The sequence below is a fragment of the Rhodococcus sp. NPDC060090 genome, assembly GCF_042729855.1.
Taxonomy (GTDB): Bacteria; Actinomycetota; Actinomycetes; order Mycobacteriales; family Mycobacteriaceae; genus Rhodococcus.
This window is the reverse complement of sequence record NZ_JBHWXB010000006.1, coordinates 187531-205664: the sequence shown is the minus strand read 5'-3', so window position 1 is coordinate 205664 and position 18134 is coordinate 187531. Positions and strand designations below refer to the sequence as shown.

Annotated in this window: 15 protein-coding genes; 11 read left to right on the top strand and 4 right to left on the bottom strand. The window is 65.9% G+C overall.

The genetic code is table 11. From position 1 onward, the window contains the following. From ACFWCF_RS10655 to ACFWCF_RS10645, 3 genes are read right to left on the bottom strand one after another with little or no spacing between them, the layout of a single operon-like run. Positions 1-1248 carry a glycosyltransferase family 4 protein gene (locus tag ACFWCF_RS10655; RefSeq protein ID WP_378560879.1) on the bottom strand — a complete coding sequence of 416 codons (1248 nt, stop codon included), beginning with the start codon at positions 1246-1248 and terminating at the stop codon, positions 1-3. 20 nt (positions 1249-1268) lie between these two features. Next, positions 1269-2792 (bottom strand): 1,4-alpha-glucan branching protein domain-containing protein, encoded by a 1524-nt coding sequence (locus ACFWCF_RS10650; protein ID WP_378491014.1) that lies wholly within the window; start codon positions 2790-2792, stop codon positions 1269-1271. A 26-nt stretch (positions 2793-2818) separates the two neighbouring features. Continuing rightward, positions 2819-3652 (bottom strand): class I SAM-dependent methyltransferase, encoded by an 834-nt coding sequence (locus ACFWCF_RS10645; RefSeq protein ID WP_378560876.1) that lies wholly within the window; start codon positions 3650-3652, stop codon positions 2819-2821. A gap of 175 nt (positions 3653-3827) precedes the next feature. On the opposite strand from ACFWCF_RS10645, the gene ACFWCF_RS10640 reads away from it, so the two are divergent. The 8 genes from ACFWCF_RS10640 (at position 3828) to ligA (ending at position 13046) form a co-directional block, all read left to right on the top strand. Continuing rightward, on the top strand, positions 3828-4613 hold the full coding sequence (locus ACFWCF_RS10640; RefSeq protein WP_378560690.1) for an electron transfer flavoprotein subunit beta/FixA family protein: 786 nt from the start codon (positions 3828-3830) through the stop codon (positions 4611-4613). A 48-nt stretch (positions 4614-4661) separates the two neighbouring features. Beyond that, positions 4662-5618, top strand: a complete 957-nt coding sequence (locus ACFWCF_RS10635) for an electron transfer flavoprotein subunit alpha/FixB family protein (RefSeq protein ID WP_378490984.1) — start codon at positions 4662-4664, stop codon at positions 5616-5618. A gap of 132 nt (positions 5619-5750) precedes the next feature. Beyond that, complete coding sequence (locus tag ACFWCF_RS10630; protein ID WP_378560687.1) at positions 5751-6614, top strand: GNAT family N-acetyltransferase; 864 nt, start codon at positions 5751-5753, stop codon at positions 6612-6614. After that, on the top strand, positions 6611-7489 hold the full coding sequence (locus ACFWCF_RS10625; protein ID WP_378560684.1) for a lysophospholipid acyltransferase family protein: 879 nt from the start codon (positions 6611-6613) through the stop codon (positions 7487-7489). The genes ACFWCF_RS10630 and ACFWCF_RS10625 overlap by 4 nt, the downstream gene beginning before the upstream one ends. Positions 7490-7531: 42 nt before the next feature. Further along, positions 7532-8767: a cysteine desulfurase family protein gene (locus ACFWCF_RS10620; protein ID WP_378560681.1), complete on the top strand. Its 1236-nt coding sequence runs from the start codon at positions 7532-7534 to the stop codon at positions 8765-8767. Next, positions 8764-9882 carry a tRNA 2-thiouridine(34) synthase MnmA gene (gene mnmA, locus ACFWCF_RS10615; RefSeq protein WP_378560678.1) on the top strand — a complete coding sequence of 373 codons (1119 nt, stop codon included), beginning with the start codon at positions 8764-8766 and terminating at the stop codon, positions 9880-9882. The genes ACFWCF_RS10620 and mnmA overlap by 4 nt, the downstream gene beginning before the upstream one ends. Positions 9883-9929: 47 nt before the next feature. Then, the gene (locus ACFWCF_RS10610) at positions 9930-10907 is read left to right on the top strand and encodes a methionine synthase (RefSeq protein ID WP_378560873.1); all 978 of its coding nucleotides are present in this window, start codon (positions 9930-9932) and stop codon (positions 10905-10907) included. Positions 10908-10943: 36 nt separating this feature from the next. Beyond that, a complete protein-coding gene (ligA, locus tag ACFWCF_RS10605) occupies positions 10944-13046 on the top strand; it encodes an NAD-dependent DNA ligase LigA (RefSeq protein WP_378560675.1) in 2103 nt (700 codons plus the stop codon). A gap of 20 nt (positions 13047-13066) precedes the next feature. Here the strand turns inward: ligA and ACFWCF_RS10600 are convergent, their stop codons facing one another. After that, the gene (locus tag ACFWCF_RS10600; RefSeq protein ID WP_378560672.1) at positions 13067-13708 is read right to left on the bottom strand and encodes a hypothetical protein; all 642 of its coding nucleotides are present in this window, start codon (positions 13706-13708) and stop codon (positions 13067-13069) included. Between the two features lie 187 nt (positions 13709-13895). Here ACFWCF_RS10600 and ACFWCF_RS10595 point away from each other — a divergent pair, with 187 nt between their 5' ends. From ACFWCF_RS10595 to ACFWCF_RS10585, 3 genes are all read left to right on the top strand, one after another. Continuing rightward, entirely contained in the window at positions 13896-15176 is a 1281-nt protein-coding gene (locus ACFWCF_RS10595) for an amidohydrolase family protein (protein ID WP_378490991.1), read from the top strand. Between the two features lie 94 nt (positions 15177-15270). Next, positions 15271-16089, top strand: a complete 819-nt coding sequence (locus ACFWCF_RS10590; RefSeq protein ID WP_378560669.1) for an ATP-binding cassette domain-containing protein — start codon at positions 15271-15273, stop codon at positions 16087-16089. 3 nt (positions 16090-16092) lie between these two features. After that, positions 16093-18078 (top strand): YhgE/Pip family protein, encoded by a 1986-nt coding sequence (locus ACFWCF_RS10585; RefSeq protein ID WP_378560666.1) that lies wholly within the window; start codon positions 16093-16095, stop codon positions 18076-18078. Positions 18079-18134 lie beyond the last annotated feature (56 nt).

The following is an 18134-nucleotide window of genomic DNA, read 5'->3' as shown; positions in this document are numbered from 1 at the left end:
TCAGCCGCGGTCCGGCAGGGGACGCTGCGGGATCGCCGGCCGGGCCATCGGGTGCCGGACCCGGCGTTTCGCAGCGGCATAGACCTGGACGGTCTCCTCGGCGACCACGCCCCAGTCGAAGTCGTCGGTGAGTCGTTCGCGGGCCGCACGCGCCCGATCCTGGGCTGCGGCAGGATCGTCGAGGGTCTCGCGTACCGCAGACACCAGCCCTGCGACATCGCCTGGCTGGAACGACAGTCCTGTCGCTCCGTCGACCACGGCTTCACCGAGACCACCCGCGGTCGATGTGACGAGCGGGATTCCCGCTGCCGCCGCTTCGAGGGCGATGATCCCGAACGGTTCGTAGCGGCTCGGCAGGACGATGGCGTCGGCGCCGTGCAGCCATCCGAGCAGTTCGGTGTGGTCGAGGTTGCCCACGAAGGTCACCGATCTTGCGACCCTGTGCAGGCGGGCCTGTTCGCGAAGCCACTCGAACTGGGTACCCTCACCCGCGACGACGAGCGTGGTGCCCGGATGCGAGCGCCGGATCTTCGGCAACGCCGCGATCGCGTCCTGCACACCCTTCTCGTACTCGAGTCGGCCGACGTACAGCAGTTGTGCGGACACGGCCCGGGGTTGCCGTTCTCGGTACGACCAGGTGGTGATGTCGATGCCGTTGCGGATGACCGAGATCTTGGGCAGCGTGGGGCCGTACAGCTCGGTGACTTCGTCGCGCATGGATGCCGAACACGTGATGAGCGCATCCGATTCGTTCGCCAGCCACCACTCGACCGAGTGCACCTGCCGGTTGATGCGACCCGACAGCCATCCGCTGTGGCGGCCCGCTTCGGTGGCGTGGAGAGTGGAAACAAGTGGGACATCGAAGAATTCGGCGAGTGCGATCGCCGGATGCGCAACGAGCCAATCATGTGCGTGCACGACGTCGGGGTACCAGCCGTCGCCGATTCCGCCGCGGCTGAGCCCGACGCCGGCGCGAACCATCGCATGTCCCATCGCGAGGGTCCAGGCGAGCATATCCGTGCCGAACTCGAAGTGCGGCACGTCTTCGGCGACCGCGACGACGAGAACACCCTCGGTGATGTGGGTGCTGGTCGGGTGGGTCGATGCGTCGGTACCGGTGGGGCGCCGCGACAGCACCACCACCTCGTGCCCAGCGGCGGAGAGCTCGGTGGCCAGATGATGGACGTGCCTGCCGAGCCCACCCACCACGACCGGGGGGTACTCCCAGGACACCAGAAGGATCTTCAGACGCGGGGCAATCGTCGATGTCACAGGGGGCCTCCGTGTCGTCCGGGAAGACGCCGTGCGTCGAGCCCGGGAAACAGATTGTCGGCTCGGTTCCACGCGTCGGCGAGTTGTGTCGCTGCTGCGTCTCGGCCGGCGGCGACCGCGGCAGCGATCTCGCGTGTCGCGTGGGCGTGCTTGTGGGCGCGGTCGCGTGCATAGCCCGCCGCGGTGTCCTTGCTGACCATGAATGCCCAGTCGCTCGAGACGGTCATCAGTGCTTCGCGCAGAATCTGGTCGTGCACCCGGTTGCGCAGGATCGGTGCACTCGATCCGAGTGCCTCGCGGGACTTGTCGATGGTGTCGAGTGCGGTGGCGACGACCTCGTCGTCGAGCTGGACGAGATCGGCGACCTGATCGCCGGCCCACACGCGCCAGTCCTTGCCCGAACCCCACGACGAGTCCTCGAGCTCCACCGGTCCGCCGACGAATCCGCGGTCGCGTGCGTCCGAGAGCGTGCCGACCTCGATTCCCGCCTCGGGTAGCGCCCGCAGCAGGCGTTCGAGGAAGATCGGCCCCTCGTACCACCAGTGCCCGAACAGTTCGGTGTCGAACGCGGCGACGACGAGAGCGTCGCGCCCGATGCGGGTCGATTCGCTACGTAGGCGCCCGCGTACGGTGTCGACGAAATCGGCGACGTGCCGATCGAGCGCCGCCGACGCGAGGTCGGGGTCGTACGGGGCCTTGTCCTCCGATGCGACGGTGCGTCCGGTGACCCGCGCGGGCTTGAGCCCCGTGTCGTGGCAATAGGTGTGGAAGTCGCGGTATGCGGAATGACCCGGGTATCCGGACTTCGGGGACCACACTCGGTACGAGACCTTCAGGTCGCGGCCGAAACACACCACGTCCGACTCGTGGACGGTGCGCCCGAGTGCGGTGTCGCCGTGCAGGGCCGGGCCGTCGACCATGAAATGCTCGACACCCGCCGCGGCGTAACCTTTCTCCATGCCCGGGGTGAATCCGCATTCGGGTCCCCAGATTCCACGCGGAGTGTGATGCCATCGCTGGTGAGCGTCCGCGAGTCCTTCGGACAGCGAGAACGCGCGCAGTCGGGGATCGAGCAACGGTTGGAACGGATGCGCGAGCGGTCCGCCGAGCAGTTCGATGGTGTCGGCATCGATGAGGGTGCGGATGACGGGCGATCCGCCGTGCCGCCACTGGGTTTCGAAGGTTTCGAGTGCCCGGTCGGCGGCCCGATGCTCACGGGCACCGAGTGCGCGATAGGACGGTTCTGTCATTCCGGCGGCCTCGTGTGCACGCAGCTTCCAGTTGCCGAGCCAGTGGTGCATACCGGTGAGGCTGTGAGGATCGTCGAGCTGCGCGGCGAGCACGGGCGTGATGCCGAGGGTCAGCAGCCGCGTGCGCCCCTCGTCGGCGAGGCGGTTCAGGACGTCGACGACGGGCAGGTAGGTCGCGGCCCAGGACTGATACAACCATTCTTCGCCGACCGGCCACCTCCCGTGGTTCGCGAGCCACGGGAGGTGGGAGTGCAGGACCAGTGCGAACATCCCCGGTTCGCGTGTCGATTCGGAGGTCACGGCGCGGGATCTTTCACCGCGATCGCGACCAGGTCGAGGCTGTCGTCGATGTTCTCGGGGAAGAGAGCGAAGTCGTCGGAGGTGATGGCCGCGACGTCGGAAGTCAGCGCATCGGGCCACGGTTCGCCCGCGAGGGCACGCTCGATCTGTGCGTCGATGAACGAACCGCCGTACTTGGCGTCGAGTGCACGCAGCGTGGAGCCGTGGTGGACGCCGGTGACGAGCTCGACCCGGAATCCCGCATCGACGAGGAGTTCGGTGAGTTCGGAAGCGTTCAGTTCGCGGGTGTGGAACGGGTTGAGCGGGGTGTCGCGTCCGGGGGAGAAGGTGATGCGATTGGGGGTGCTGATGAGCAGTTCGCCCCCGGGGGCAAGGACGCGGTGGCACTCCCGGAGGAATTGTGCTTGGTCCCAGAGATGTTCGATGACTTGGAAATTCACCACCGTGTCGACGGACGCGTCATCCAAGGGAAGTTCTGCGAGATTGCCCTGGCGGATGTCGACTCGCGGGTATCGGGCGCGGATGTGGGCGACCGCGCTCTCGTCGTAGTCGAGTCCGATGACTCGCGTGGCGACGTTGGCGATCATGTCGGCTCCGTAGCCCTCGCCCGCGCCTGCCTCGAGGACGGTGCGGTCGGTGCATCGATGCAGCAGGTCGCGGTAGACCACCTCGTGGCGGCGGAACCAGTAGTTCTCCTCGGCGATGCCGGGGACGGTCCGTTCGCCGGTCAGTGGCAGCTGTTGCGCGCCGTCGGCGCGGACGGTGGAGTCGCTCACCGCCCCGAGAGTAGACCCACTGCCTGTGGCGTCGGCCTCGGTGGTCCAGATCACAGCCATCTCGCTCCTCGTCTGCGGTTATGGTGAACCGGGAAATTCGCTAAGTTACCACTGGGTAACTTAGCGTTTGGTAATCTATCGCACACGCCGTGCGACAGGCACGAGTAGTCGGTTCAGGCATCGCCGCTCCGATCCGAAGCAGCTACACACAGGAGGTCGACGTAGACCCATGACGAACATCGTCGTTTTGATCAAGCAGGTCCCCGACACGTGGTCCGAGCGCAAGCTCACCGACGGCGACTTCACCCTCGACCGTGAAGCAGCCGATGCCGTGCTCGACGAGATCAACGAGCGGGCCGTCGAAGAAGCCCTGCTCGTCAAGGAGCGCGACGGCGGCGAGGTGACTGTCCTCACGGCAGGTCCCGACCGCGCTACCGATGCGATCCGCAAGGCGCTGTCGATGGGTGCAGACAAGGCCATCCACCTCAACGATCCCGCTCTCCACGGATCGGACGCCATCCAGACCTCGTACGCGCTTGCTGCCGCGCTCGGTCAGATCGAGGGCGTCGAGCTGGTCATCGCAGGTAACGAGGCCACCGACGGCCGCGTAGGCGCCGTGCCGGCGATCATTGCCGAGTACCTGGGCCTGCCCCATCTGACCCACCTGCGCAAGCTGACCATCGCCGACGGCAAGGCTTCCGGCGAGCGTGAGACCGACGAGGGCCTTTTCGGCATCGAGGCGCCACTGCCTGCCATCATCTCGGTCACCGAGAAGATCAACGAGCCGCGCTTCCCGTCCTTCAAGGGCATCATGGCCGCGAAGAAGAAGGAAGTACAGACCCTCACGCTTGCCGACATCGGTCTCGACCCCGAGATCTTCGGTGTCGCCAACGCCGCCAGCACCGTGACCGGTGTCACACCGAAGCCCCCGCGTACCGCGGGTGAGCGCGTCGCGGACGAGGGCGAGGGCGGCAATCAGATCGCCACCTACCTGGTCGGCCACAAGATCATCTGATCGCGCCCCACGGCACACAGCAGACATATCTAGGGAGAGAAGCAAGCAATGGCAGAAGTACTTGTGCTCGTCGAGCACGCCGAGGGTGCACTGAAGAAGGTCAGCGTCGAGCTCATCACCGCTGCACGCGCACTCGGTGAGCCGTCCGCCGTCGTCGCAGGCCCCGCCGGTACCGCAGACAAGCTGCAGGACGCGCTCGCCGCGGCCGGTGCCGCCAAGGTCTACGCAGCGGAGTCCGACGTCATCGACGGCTACCTGGTGACCCCGAAGGTCGACGTCCTCGCCGCCCTCGTCGAGTCCACCAGCCCCGCAGCGGTTCTCACCGCAGCATCGGTCGAGGGCAAGGAGGTGTCGGGCCGTCTCGCCGCGCGTATCGGTTCGGGCCTGCTCGTCGATGTCGTCGACGTCAAGAGCGACGGCTCGGCCGTCCACTCGATCTTCGGTGGCGCGTTCACCGTCGACGCCAAGGCCAACGGTGAGGTTCCGGTCGTCTCGGTTCGCCCGGGTGCCATCGAGGCCGCACCGCAGGCCGGTGCCGCGGAACGCGTCGACGTCGAGGTTCCGGCGCAGGAAGAGAACGCCGTCAAGGTCACCTCGCGTGAGCCCGTCGCCGGTGGCGACCGCCCGGAGCTCACCGAGGCGTCGATCGTCGTTTCCGGTGGCCGCGGTGTCGGCAGCGCCGACAAGTTCTCGGTCGTCGAGGAGCTCGCAGACTCGCTCGGTGCAGCAGTCGGCGCATCCCGCGCCGCCGTGGACTCCGGCTACTACCCGGGCCAGTTCCAGGTCGGTCAGACGGGCAAGACCGTCTCGCCGCAGCTGTACGTCGCGCTCGGCATCTCCGGTGCCATCCAGCACCGCGCAGGCATGCAGACCTCGAAGACCATCATCGCGGTCAACAAGGACGAAGAGGCCCCGATCTTCGAGATCGCGGACTACGGCGTCGTGGGCGACCTGTTCAACGTCGCACCGCAGCTCACCGAGGCAGTCAAGAAGCACAAGGGCTGATCGGCCCTTCGCGTACTCCGCGCGGCCCCATTCCGGACTTCCGGGGTGGGGCCGCGCGGTTGTTCCACCCTGTTCACGAACGAGACACCGCATCGCTGCCGTGGTGCCGCACCGCCGCGCTACACCTGCAGCATGACCACATCAGCGGTGCTGTCACACACACGAGAATTCACGGTTCCGGTGCTGTCCGGCCCGCGATACTCCCTGAGCATCTCCACCGAGGCACACCACAGGGAAGCAGCGCAGCGGCTGCGCCGCCGGGTGTTCGCCACCGAGCCCGGCTTCACACTCCCCGCGGACGGAAGCGACCTCGACGCCGACCCGTTCGACGAATTCTGCGACCATCTGCTCGCACACGAGATCGGTACCGGCGAACTCGTCGGCTGCTACCGGATGTTGTCGCCGAGCGCGGCGCTCGCGGCCGGTGGCTATTACACGGACACCGAGTTCGACCTCTCGGCACTCGACCCCCACGGTCTGCGTGCTGTGGAGATGGGTCGCGCGTGCGTCGATTCGGCGCACCGCTCCGGCTCCGTCCTGACCCTCATGTGGGCCGGAATCTTGCGCTACCTGGAACTGACCGGCCACGATCGGGTCATCGGCTGTGTATCGGTGCCGATGCGGATGCAGCCCGGCGATACTGCGGGAGTCGACGTCCGCGGCGTCCGCGACATGGTGCTCGCGCGCCACGGTATCGAGCAGGAACGGCAGGTCCGCCCGCTGAACCCGGTGGTGGTCGACGGCAGATGCCTCGACGAAATCGCGCGGCCCGCGCGGCTCGTCGTTCCGCCTCTCATGCGCGGATACCTGCGGCTCGGTGCTCGGATCTGTGGTGAACCTGCCCACGACCCCGAATTCGGGGTCGCGGACTTCGTCGCGATGCTGAGCCTGCACGACGCGAACACGCGCTACCTGGAGCGCCTGCGCGGCGCTGCCGAGAGTAGCGAAGCGGTGAGCGGCGAGACGGCTCCGAGCGGAACCGCGGTTCCGGCATGACCACGCGCTCGCACGCATGGATGCCCGCGAGCCCGTGTGGCGACGGCTGCCTCCCCTCGACGTCGCCCCGGGTCGCGTGGCCGACGGTCGCCATGCGCGTCCTCACCGTCGTGGCCATCCTCGCCTGCGCGCCGATCCTCGTCGCGGCCCGGCGCGTTCCCGTCCCGGCGCGGGAGGCCCTGCTGCGCGCGGGTGCCCGGGGTCTGCTCCGGTGCGTGGGGATGAGGATCGCCGTCACCGACCTACGCGACCGTCGCGGATACGACGGAGGGCTCCTCGTTGTGGCTCCCCACGTGTCATGGATCGATGTGCTGGTGATCATGGCCGTGGCCCCTGCGGGATTCGTGGCGCGCGCCGATCTGCTCGACCGGGGCACGCTCGGATCGCTGGCGCGGCGGATGCGAGTGATCCCGATCGAACGTGAACGCCTGCGTGCTCTGCCCGGAGTGGTCGATACCGTCCGGACACGGTTGAAGGAAGGCGAGCGCGTCGCAGTCTTTCCCGAAGGGACGACCTGGTGTGGCCGTGCCTACGGTGGCTTCCGCTCAGCACTGTTCGAGGCAGCGATAGATGCGGAATGCCCGGTGCAGCCCATCGGGTTCGCCTACCTCGATCACACCGGTGTTCGGACTACCGGTCCGGCATTCGTCGGTGAGGAAGCGATCGGGGCGTCGATAGCCAGGCTCGTGCGTTCGCGAGGGTTGGTCGCGTCGGTGACTCTCGCCCCGCTCGAGTGGCCGGGTACCGATCGTCGCGACCTCGCTGCACGGTGTGAGCGGGCGGCGAGGTCGACCGAAGGAGTAGCCGTCCGGCATGTGGGTCCGGCGGCGGCGCCGACCCGGCTTCCGGAGGTGAGCGCACCGTCACCCGGGTGACCCCGACGCTCACCCCAGCGGACCCGCTATCCTGGATCGGTCATGACCTTGCCCGCCGCCGGTCCGTCCGGCATTTCGAAGACCGTCTACCTCGACCACGCCGCGACCACGCCCATGTTGCCTGCGGCGATCGAGGCGATGACGCAGGTGTTCGCGACCGTCGGTAATGCGTCTTCACTGCACGGTTCCGGTCGTGCCGCCAGGCGCCGAATCGAGGAGGCCCGCGAGTCGATCGCGGCCGATCTCGGTGCACGGCCCTCCGAGGTGATCTTCGTCTCGGGCGGCACTGAGGGCGACAACCTCGCCGTCAAGGGAATCTTCTGGGGGAGACGCGCGCAGGATCCACGTCGTCGCCGCATCATCGCGAGCGCAGTGGAACACCACGCTGTGCTCGATGCCGTCGAATGGCTCGTCGAGCACGAGGACGCAGACGTGACGTGGCTGCCCGTCGACGAAACCGGGTGTGTCGATCCGCGCGCGTTGCGCGAGGAGCTCGCGGCACACGCAGACGAGGTTGCGCTCGTGACCGTCATGTGGGCGAACAACGAGGTCGGCACCGTGATGCCGATCGTCGAGCTCGCTGCTGTGGCCGCAGAGTTCGACGTCCCCTTCCACAGCGACGCGGTCCAGGCAGTGGCACACCTGCCCGTCGATTTCACGGCGAGCGGCCTGTCTGCCCTCACTTCGGCCGCACACAAGTTCGGCGGGCCCCAGGGCGTGGGTGCCCTGCTGCTGGGCAGGCAAGTGCCGTGCGTTCCGCTCGCCCACGGCGGCGGTCACGAACGCGATGTGCGGTCCGGAACCCAGGACGCCGCGTCGATCGTGGGTATGGCGGCGGCTCTCCGCCAGGCGACCACCGAACTGCGGGCACGAGCCGCGGAACTCGAGACCTTGCGCGATACCTTGATCTCCGGTGTCGAACGTGTCGTGCCCGATGCGGTGCTCAACGGGCCGCGCGGCGCGAACCGGTTGCCGGGCAATGCACATTTCACTTTCCCCGGGTGCGAAGGCGATTCATTGCTGATGCTGCTGGACGCCGCCGGGATCGAATGCTCGACTGGTTCGGCGTGCACCGCGGGAGTGGCACGAGCAAGTCATGTGCTGGTGGCAATGGGATGCGATCCCGCTGCCTCGCGGGGGTCCCTGCGATTCTCGTTGGGGCACACTACGACCCGAGAAGATATCGAAGCTCTGCTCGCGGCGTTGCCGCAGGTGGTGGAGCGAGCACGCGCCGCCGGAATGGCGAGCGTCGGCGGACGAGGAGGTGACCGGGGATGAGGATTCTTGCGGCGATGAGCGGCGGTGTGGACTCGGCGGTTGCCGCGGCCCGTGCCGTCGAAGCCGGCCACGAGGTGGTCGGTGTGCATCTGGCGTTGTCGACGGCGCCGGGTACGTTACGCACAGGATCGCGCGGATGTTGTTCCAAGGAAGACGCCGGCGATGCGCGCCGTGCTGCCGATGTGCTCGGGATTCCTTTCTATGTATGGGATTTCGCTGATCGATTCAAGGAAGACGTGATCGACGACTTCGTTGCGTCCTACGCCGCCGGGCAGACCCCCAATCCGTGCCTGCGGTGCAACGAGAAGATCAAGTTCTCGGCGCTGGCGGATCGCGCCGTCGCCCTCGGATTCGACGCCGTCGCGACCGGCCATTACGCGCAGCTCGACGCCGGGGTCCTGCGTCGCGCGGTCGACGCGGACAAGGATCAGTCCTATGTTCTGGCAGTGCTGACCGCGGAACAACTTTCGCGTGCGATGTTCCCTGTGGGCGACACCCCGAAGGATCGGATTCGTGAAGAGGCCGCCGAGCGTGGCCTGGCAGTGGCGAACAAACCGGACAGCCACGACATCTGTTTCATTCCGTCGGGCGATACCCGAGCATTCCTCGGAGCTCGGATCGGTGTCCGGCCGGGCGCTGTCGTCGACGCCGACTCGGGTGAGGTTCTTGCCGAACATGAAGGCGTGCACGGCTTCACGATCGGGCAGCGCAAGGGCCTCGGGATCGCAGGACCGGGCGCCGACGGACGTCCTCGTTACGTCACGGAAATCGAACCCGAGACCGGCACCGTGAAGGTGGGTAGCGCCGAACGACTGCAGGTGTCGTCGATCAGAGCCGAACGTGCTGTGTGGACGTCGGGTTCTGCTCCGGTCGGACCGATCGAATGCGTCGTGCAGGTCCGCGCACACGGGGGGCTCGCCGAGGCGGTCGCCGAAGCGGTCGGCAGCGGTGACGGCGTCCCGAACCTCGAGGGAGGCATCGAGATATCTCTTCGCGAACCCCTCACCGGTGTTGCCGCAGGTCAGGCAGCGGTCCTCTATCGCCCCGATCCTGCAGGCGACATCGTTCTGGGTAGCGGCACGATCGCCGCAACCGCCACGACGGGAGAACAGTGACGTCAGAGCCGTCCGGTGTGAACCCCTGGGCGGGTCTGGCCACCGGAATGGGATCATGGCCGGGCGTCGATACCCGCGAGGCCGCCGCTGTGATCGTCGGAGAACTTCCGGCGCTGCCGCACCTGGTGGAGCTCCCCGCACGAGGGCTCGGAGCCGACATGATCGGGCGGGCGAGTGCGCTGCTCGTCGACATGAATCTCGACGCCACGACCACCGGCTACCGTCTGCGCGCCGGACGTGGTGCGGTGGCACGTGTCGCAGAAGACCTACTGAAGCAGGACCTCGACGCATTCGAGGAGGCATGGGAACTCGCCGGAGCCGGGCCCGATCGCACCGTCAAGGTTCAGTCGATCGGACCGTGGACGCTCGCTGCGCATGCCGAGTTGGCGACGGGGAGACGCGCGCTCGTCGACCGGGGTGCCGTGCGCGACCTGTCGGAGTCGCTCGCGGAAGGTGTCTCTCGGCACGCGGCCGAACTTCGGCGGCGCCTCGGCGTCTCGACGGTAGTCCAACTCGACGAGCCTGCACTTCCTGCCGTACTCGCCGGGTCGTTGCAAGGGCGCACCATGCTCGAAAGCGTGCCTGCCGTACCGGAGCCCGAGGCTCTGCATGTCCTCGACGTGACTCTCACCGGTCTCGGATTGTCGACCGCGGTGCACTGCTGCTCGGGTGGTCTGCCCGCAGGGCTGCTGCGTCGCAGTGCGGCCGACGCCGTCTCGTTCGACCTCGGCCGGCTGAACCGGGCGAATCTCGACGCGGTGGGCGAACTTCTCGATTCGGGCACGACCCTGCTTCTGGGCCTGATCCCGACGACCGCGCCGGAGAAGCCTCCGACCTGGCGGGAGCTGGCAGAGCCGGCCGTGGCGTTGATCGACCGGCTCGGATTCGCACGCACCGTCCTGCGTTCGGTGTCGGTCACCCCCGCGTGCGGGCTGGCGGACGCCGACCCCACCTGGGCACGGACCGCGCTCCGATTGGCGAACGACATTTCCGCAGCATTCGCTGAAGACCCCGAATCACTCTGACGGGTTCGTCGGTCCCCTCGACTAGGCTTGCAAGCTGTGAGTGAACCGACGGACGTGGCCCACACAGCTCCATCAGAAGTGCGCGAGCGTTGGCAGCAGCTCGCGGAGGAAGTGCGCGGACATCAGTTCCGCTACTACGTACGCGACGCTCCGATCATCTCCGACGGCGAGTTCGATCAGCTGCTCGGGCAACTCGATGCGCTCGAAGAACAGTATTCGGACCTTCGTACCCCTGATTCGCCCACCCAGCTCGTCGGCGGCGGCTTCGCCACCGATTTCACTGCTGTGGACCACCTCCAGCGCATGCTCAGCCTCGACAACGTCTTCGACGAGGACGAACTTCGTGCCTGGCTCTCCCGCGTCGAATCCGAGGTCGGATCGGATCTGCACTACCTGTGCGAGGTCAAGATCGACGGCGTCGCGCTGAATCTCGTCTACGAGAACGGACGGCTCGTGCGTGCGGCGACGCGCGGCGACGGACGTACCGGTGAGCTGGTCACGCTCAACGCCAGGACCATCAATTCTATTCCGGAAAAGCTCACTGCCACTGACGAATACCCGATTCCGGACGTCCTCGAGGTTCGCGGTGAAGTGTTCTTCAGACTCGAAGATTTCCAGGCACTCAACGCGAGTCTCGTTGCCGAAGGCAAACCTCCGTTCGCCAATCCTCGGAACTCGGCCGCGGGGTCGCTGCGTCAGAAGAATCCCGCGGTGACGGCGAAACGCCGCCTCGGAATGATCTGCCACGGTCTCGGCCGGATCGAAGGTTTCCGACCCGAATCGCAATCCGATGCCTACGATGCGCTCGCGGCCTGGGGGCTACCCGTATCGCGGCACACCCTCCGAGTCACCGGCGCCGACGCGGTGATCGAACGGGTGAAGTACTGGGGCGAGCATCGCCACGACGTCGAACACGAGATCGACGGGCTCGTCGTGAAGATCGACGAGATGGCCCTGCACCGCCGCTTCGGGTCCACCTCGCGCGCCCCGCGCTGGGCGATCGCCTACAAGTATCCGCCCGAGGAAGTCACCACCAAGCTGATCGACATCCGGGTCAGCGTAGGGCGCACGGGCCGCGTGACGCCGTTCGCCTACATGGAACCTGTTGCTGTCGCCGGTTCCACCGTGTCGCTCGCGACCCTGCACAACGGGTCCGAAGTGGAGCGCAAGGGTGTTCTCATCGGCGACACCGTTGTGCTGCGTAAGGCGGGCGATGTGATACCCGAGGTACTCGGGCCGGTGGTCGATCTGCGCGACGGCAGCGAACGCGCCTTCGTGATGCCCACCGAGTGCCCCGAATGCGCGACCCCGCTCGCACCGGCGAAGGAGGGCGACGTCGACCTGCGTTGCCCGAACCAGCAGTACTGCCCCGCACAGTTGCGTGAGCGGGTGTTCCACGTTGCGGGGCGCGGCGCTTTCGATATCGAAGCTCTCGGCTACGAGGCGGCAACGGCTCTGCTCGAATCCGAGGCGATCGGCGACGAAGGCGATCTGTTCTCGCTCACCGCCGACGATCTGATGCGCACGTCGATCTTCAAGACCGCGAAAGGCGTGTTGTCCAAGAACGGTGAGCGCCTGCTGCAGAACCTCGACAGGGCGAAGGACAAACCGCTCTGGCGGGTTCTCGTGGCCCTGTCGATCCGGCACGTGGGTCCTACTGCGGCCCGGGCGCTGGCCACCGAATTCGGCAGTCTCGAGCGGATCCGGACCGCGTCCCTCGACGAACTCGCCGCCGTCGAAGGTGTCGGTGGCACCATCGCCGCTGCTGTCGTGGAATGGTTCACCGTCGGCTGGCATGTGGCGATCGTCGACAAATGGGCTGCCGCCGGTGTCCGGATGGAGGATGAACGCGACGAATCCATCGCGCGCACCCTCGAGGGGATGTCGATCGTGGTGACCGGCACGCTCGCCGGGCTCTCCCGCGACGAGGCGAAGGAAGCGATCCTCGCGCGAGGAGGGAAGGCGGCGGGCTCGGTGTCGAAGAAGACGGCCTTCGTCGTGGTCGGCGACAATCCGGGGTCCAAGGCGGACAAAGCATCGGATCTGGGCATCCCGATTCTCGAGGAGGATGCATTCCGCGTCCTTCTCGAACAGGGACCCGACGCGGTTCTCGGTTCACCCGACGAATCCGAGTCCTGAAGCCGAGCATCGACGAAGGTTCACGAGGCCACTGAGCGTGCCGGCTCGGGTGCGTTCTGCTTGCCGAGGAAGACGGCAGAGGCGAGAAGAAAGCACAGAGCACCGACGAACGTTCCGATGTTGGCGAGATTCGGGTCGAGTGTGTTGCCGGTGTCGAGGACGAACGACCCGACGGCGGACACGCCGAAGGCGATGGACCCGAGCGTATTGAGCCACACGCTCTGCCAGTCCTTGGAACGCGGCGCCCAGTACGCCTTCGCTCGCCACAGAAGCAGCACTGCGAGCGCACTGGAGACGAGGAAGCACAGCGACCCCTCGAGATTCGGGTTCCACACCAGGTGCATTTCTCCCTTGACGGTGTGCGCGTGCAGGGCTGCTCCGGTGCTCACGTTGAACAAGAGCGTGCCGAGGAACTGGATCAGCGCCGACAGCCATTCGGCACGAATGCCGACGCCCTGTTTGTCCGAAACCGTCGCTGCGCCGCTCAGCATCAACTGTATGAACGCTGCGCCCGTGAAGAACCACGATCCGACGAAGAACGAAGTATTGGCGCCGGCGGTTCCCAAGGCACTGGAAATACCCGGCGCTGATCCGAGCGCGAAGAGGAAAGCCCCCACGACGAATCCCCAGGACTGAATACGCAAGGTCGGGCGGATCAACATGGCGGCAGTGTAGAACACCCCGCAGCACGACACGCGAAGTATGAGTATGGCGAATGGCGCCGAAAGTCCCTGTTCGAGAGGGAAACTCCGTGGGCAATGCGGCAAGGGTGAAGTGGGAGGGTGAATTCTGCCTGCGGGCGATTGGATCGGGAGCGCGCCGGGAACCATCCCGATTAACGTCCCGCTCATGGCCGCAACCCCGGATTCCAGTAAGCGTTTGTTGTTTCGCAATGTTCGCGTGTTCGACGGGCAGTCCGGTGATCTGCTCGGCGGAGACGTCTTGATCGATGGCGACAGAATCGCGGCGGTATCGGAGTCGCCGATCGGCGACGAGCCCGGCCGCGAGACGGTCGTCGTCGACGGAGCCGATCGAGTACTGATGCCCGGGATGAGCGATGCTCATGTCCACCTGGTGGGCAATGCCAACTCGTACATCGACATGGTGATGGGCTCCGAATCCCATATCGCGTTGAACGGTCTGGCCGAGGCGAAGAACATGTTGCATCGAGGCTTCACAGCCGTGCGTGACATGGCCGGCGACACCGCCAGTATCAAGTCGGTGATCGACCGGGGCCTGTTCGAGGGGCCGCGGATCTACCCTTCCCAGGCCGCGCTCTCCCAGACCAGCGGGCACGGTGACTTCGGATTCGTCTACCAGTGTCCGACCGTGTTCGGTGGTGACCAGAGCCGTGCCGAACAGATCGGGTTCATGCGGGTCGCGGACGGGGAGGATCAAGTTCTTGCGGGTGTACGAGAGCAGCTGAAGAAGGGCGCCTCGCAGATCAAATTGATGGTCGGCGGCGGAGCGGCGTCGATGTACGACCCGCTGTACACCGTGCAGTTCATCGACAAGGAACTGCGGGCGGCGGTGAACGCGGCGACCGATTACGGTACCTACGTTGCGACGCACGTCTACAACGTCACAGGGATCCGGCGGGCGATCGCGGCCGGTGTGCGGTCTATCGAACACGGTCATCTCGCCGACGAGGAGACCATCGCGCTCATCGCGGAGAAGGAAGTGTGGCTGTCGATGCAGCCCTTCGCGCTCGGCGACCACCACTATCCCGACCCGGATCGCGCGGAGAAGGACCGAGAGATCTGCACGGGCGTGGACCACGTCTACGAGTGGGCGAAGAAGCACGGTGTCAAGACCGCATGGGGCACCGACCTGCTGCTCGAGCCCCAGATCGCACCGCGGCAGAGTGAGATGGCCGCTCGCCTCGGCGATCACTACACCAATCTCGAGTCGTTGACGATGCTCACGTCGGGTAACGCCGAGCTCTTCAGGCTCGCAGGTGAGCGGGATCCGTACCGCCAAGCAGAGTTCGGGGTGATCCGACAAGGTGCCTGGGCCGATGTCCTCCTCGTCGACGGCAATCCTCTCGAGGACCTGAACCTGCTGGCAGACCCCGCCAAGAATCTGTCGGTGATCGTCAAGAACGGTCAGGTTGTGAAGAACCAACTCTGAACGCATCGTTCCGGCAGTGACCTCGTACGCGATGTCACTGCCGAGATGTACCCGGATGTCGTTGGTGAAATGACGCGGAAGTGTGGGGTGTGGAGTGGCCGAAACGAATCTCGACGAATACGACTCCGAAGAATACGAATACTACTACCGGCAATACGACTCCCCGGGTGATGACAGCCCCGAAGCTTCCGATTCGGACGGCTCGGCATGGGGGCAGATTCCGGGAAGCCTGGTCTCCGCGCGAGCGATCGAACTTCACGGCCCGTGGGGTCATGTGTTCGGTCCGCTCGACCTGGATATCGACGAGGGTGGCGTGACGGTGGTGTCGGGGCAGGCCGGCGCCGCACGTACGGCGCTGCTCATGGCGTTGTGCGGGAGAATGCGGCTGACGCGGGGGTCGCTCACCATCCTCGGTTTCGAGAACAAGCCGGCCAAGGTTCTCGCCCGGTCTGCGATCGCCTGCATGAACGAGCTCGACGATGTACAGCCGTCGGTCACTGTGCGCGACATCGTGACCGAGCAGAAGCGCTGGGATTCGCCATGGTACAAATTCGTTCCGCGCGTCGACGCGGCTGGTGTCGCCGACACGTGCGCGGAGGTCTTCGGCGATGTGCCGCTGCCATCGCTCAACGCCTTCGTCGACGATCTGCCCGAGATCCAGCAACTACTGCTGCGGATCGCGGTCGCAAACACTCGCCGACCTCCACTGCTGGTGGTGGGTCGGATCGATAAGATCGCCGACGATATGGAGCGTGCCATCCTGCTGGAAAGACTTGTTGCACTGGGGGAACGGCAATCGGTGATCACTGCCGATGTGAACCCACTGGAGCCTGGCACCGGAGTGCGCGCCGTGGTGGACATGCGCGGGCTTCTCGGCCCCGGCGACATCGGCGTCATGACTCAGGGGAGGTGACCCGTGCTGGCAGGAATCTCCCTCGGTAGCGATTCGAAACGCTACTTCCGCGGCACCATGCCGCGCATTGCGATCGCCACGATCATCCTCATGCCGCTCCTGTACGGCGCGATGTACCTGTGGGCGTTCTGGAACCCGTTCGGTGCGGTCGACAAGATCCCCGCGGCGATCGTCAACAACGACACAGGTCGGTCGTCGACGGGAGAGCAGATCGATGCGGGTGATCAGGTCGTCAAGTCACTCATCGCCTCCGGTCAGCTGGATCTGGCCGAGGTGTCCGAGGCAGAGGCGGTCGAGGGGCTGGCGAGCGGGAAGTACTACTACACGGTCACCATTCCCGAGAACTTCACCGAAGCGGTGGAGTCGCCCAACGGTGACAACCCCGAGAAGGCGAATCTGACCTTCACCTTCAACGACGCGAACAACTACCTCGCCACGATCATCGGCCAGGATGCGTCGGAGCAGGTGATTTCACAGGTCAACTCCACAATCGGTGCACAGGGCGTCGGTCAGGTGCTCACAGGGCTGGAGACGGCAGGCTCGGGACTGAAGCAGGCTGCCGACGGCGCCGGAACTCTTGCCGCCGGCATCGACACCGCGAAGGGTGGGGCCGACCAGCTCGATTCGGGGGCCACCGAGCTGGCGGACAACATGGTCACGGCGCGTGATGGGTCTGCTCAGCTCGCAGCAGGCGCGAGCCGGCTCGCGACTGCGATCGACGGTGTGACAGGTCCGCTCCTGGGTGCCCTCGACAGTGGTGCTCTGTCGAACGTCGGTAACCAGGCATCCCAGCTCAGGGAATCGATCGTTGCTCTCGAGAACCGGATTCCGCAGCCGGCGCAGGCCGCCGCCGGTCCTGCGGTTCAGCAGATCATCGACATCCTGGGGCAGAGCTCGGATCCGATCGTGCAACAGGCCATCACAGCATTGACTCCGCTGACTGCGCAGCAGGTGATGTCCGATACCGACGCGTTGCGTGCCGAGATCGTGCGGTTGCAAGGGGATGCGCGCGACCTCGAATATCAGCTGAACGACCCGAACAGTCCACTGCAGAGCGGTCTGGCGCTTCTCCAGAGTGGAGGACTGGCATCCGACGTGCGCGAGTTGCAGAGTGGCGTGAACGAGTTGAATTCGGGCGCAGGCACGCTGTACTCGGGTTTGATCCAACTCACCGACGGCAGTTTCCAGCTGTCCGACGGCGCCGGCCAACTTGCGTCCGGCATGGTGGAACTGCAATCCGGTTCGAAGGAGCTGGCGGATGCGCTTTCGCAGGGGGCGCAACAGGTTCCCAGCTGGACCGATCAACAGCGCACCGCGACAGCGGACACGCTATCGACGCCGGTGGCGCTGCAGCAGAACACCACCAACGAGGCATCCACATTCGGTACCGGATTTGCCCCGTTCTTTCTCTCGTTGGCCCTGTTCGTCGGCGGTATCATCACGTGGATGCTGCTCACTCCGCTGCAGTCCAGGCCGACGGTCGGCGGCGTCGGACTGTATCGGACGGTCCTGGCATCGTACTGGCCGGCTTTGCTCGTCGGCGTTCTCCAGGTGATCGTCATGTACACGGTCGTGCACTTCGGCGTCGGCCTCGATGTCAAGCATGTGGCCGGAACGATCCTGTTCCTGATGCTCGTGTCGGCGACGTATCTCGCGATGATCCAGGCATTCAACGCAGTGTTCGGGGTAGCGGTCGGGCGCGTCGTCACACTGGCATTCCTGATGCTGCAGTTGGTGTCGGCCGGCGGCATCTACCCGGTGCCCACGACTGCGAAACCGTTCCAGTACATCCATCCGTTCGATCCGATGACATATACCGTCAACGGCCTCCGCCAGCTCACCGTGGCCGACCAGATCGATTCGCGTTTGTGGATCGCGGTCGCGGTCCTCATGGGAATTCTGCTCGCGTCGTTGACCGCCAGTGCCCTCTCGGTCCGCAGAAATCGCCGATACACGATGGAGAGGCTCTACCCGCCGATCGAAGTCTGATCGGGCCTAACCGATTCAGTCGAATTCCAGTTCACAGTCGTCACCGGATCGGACGA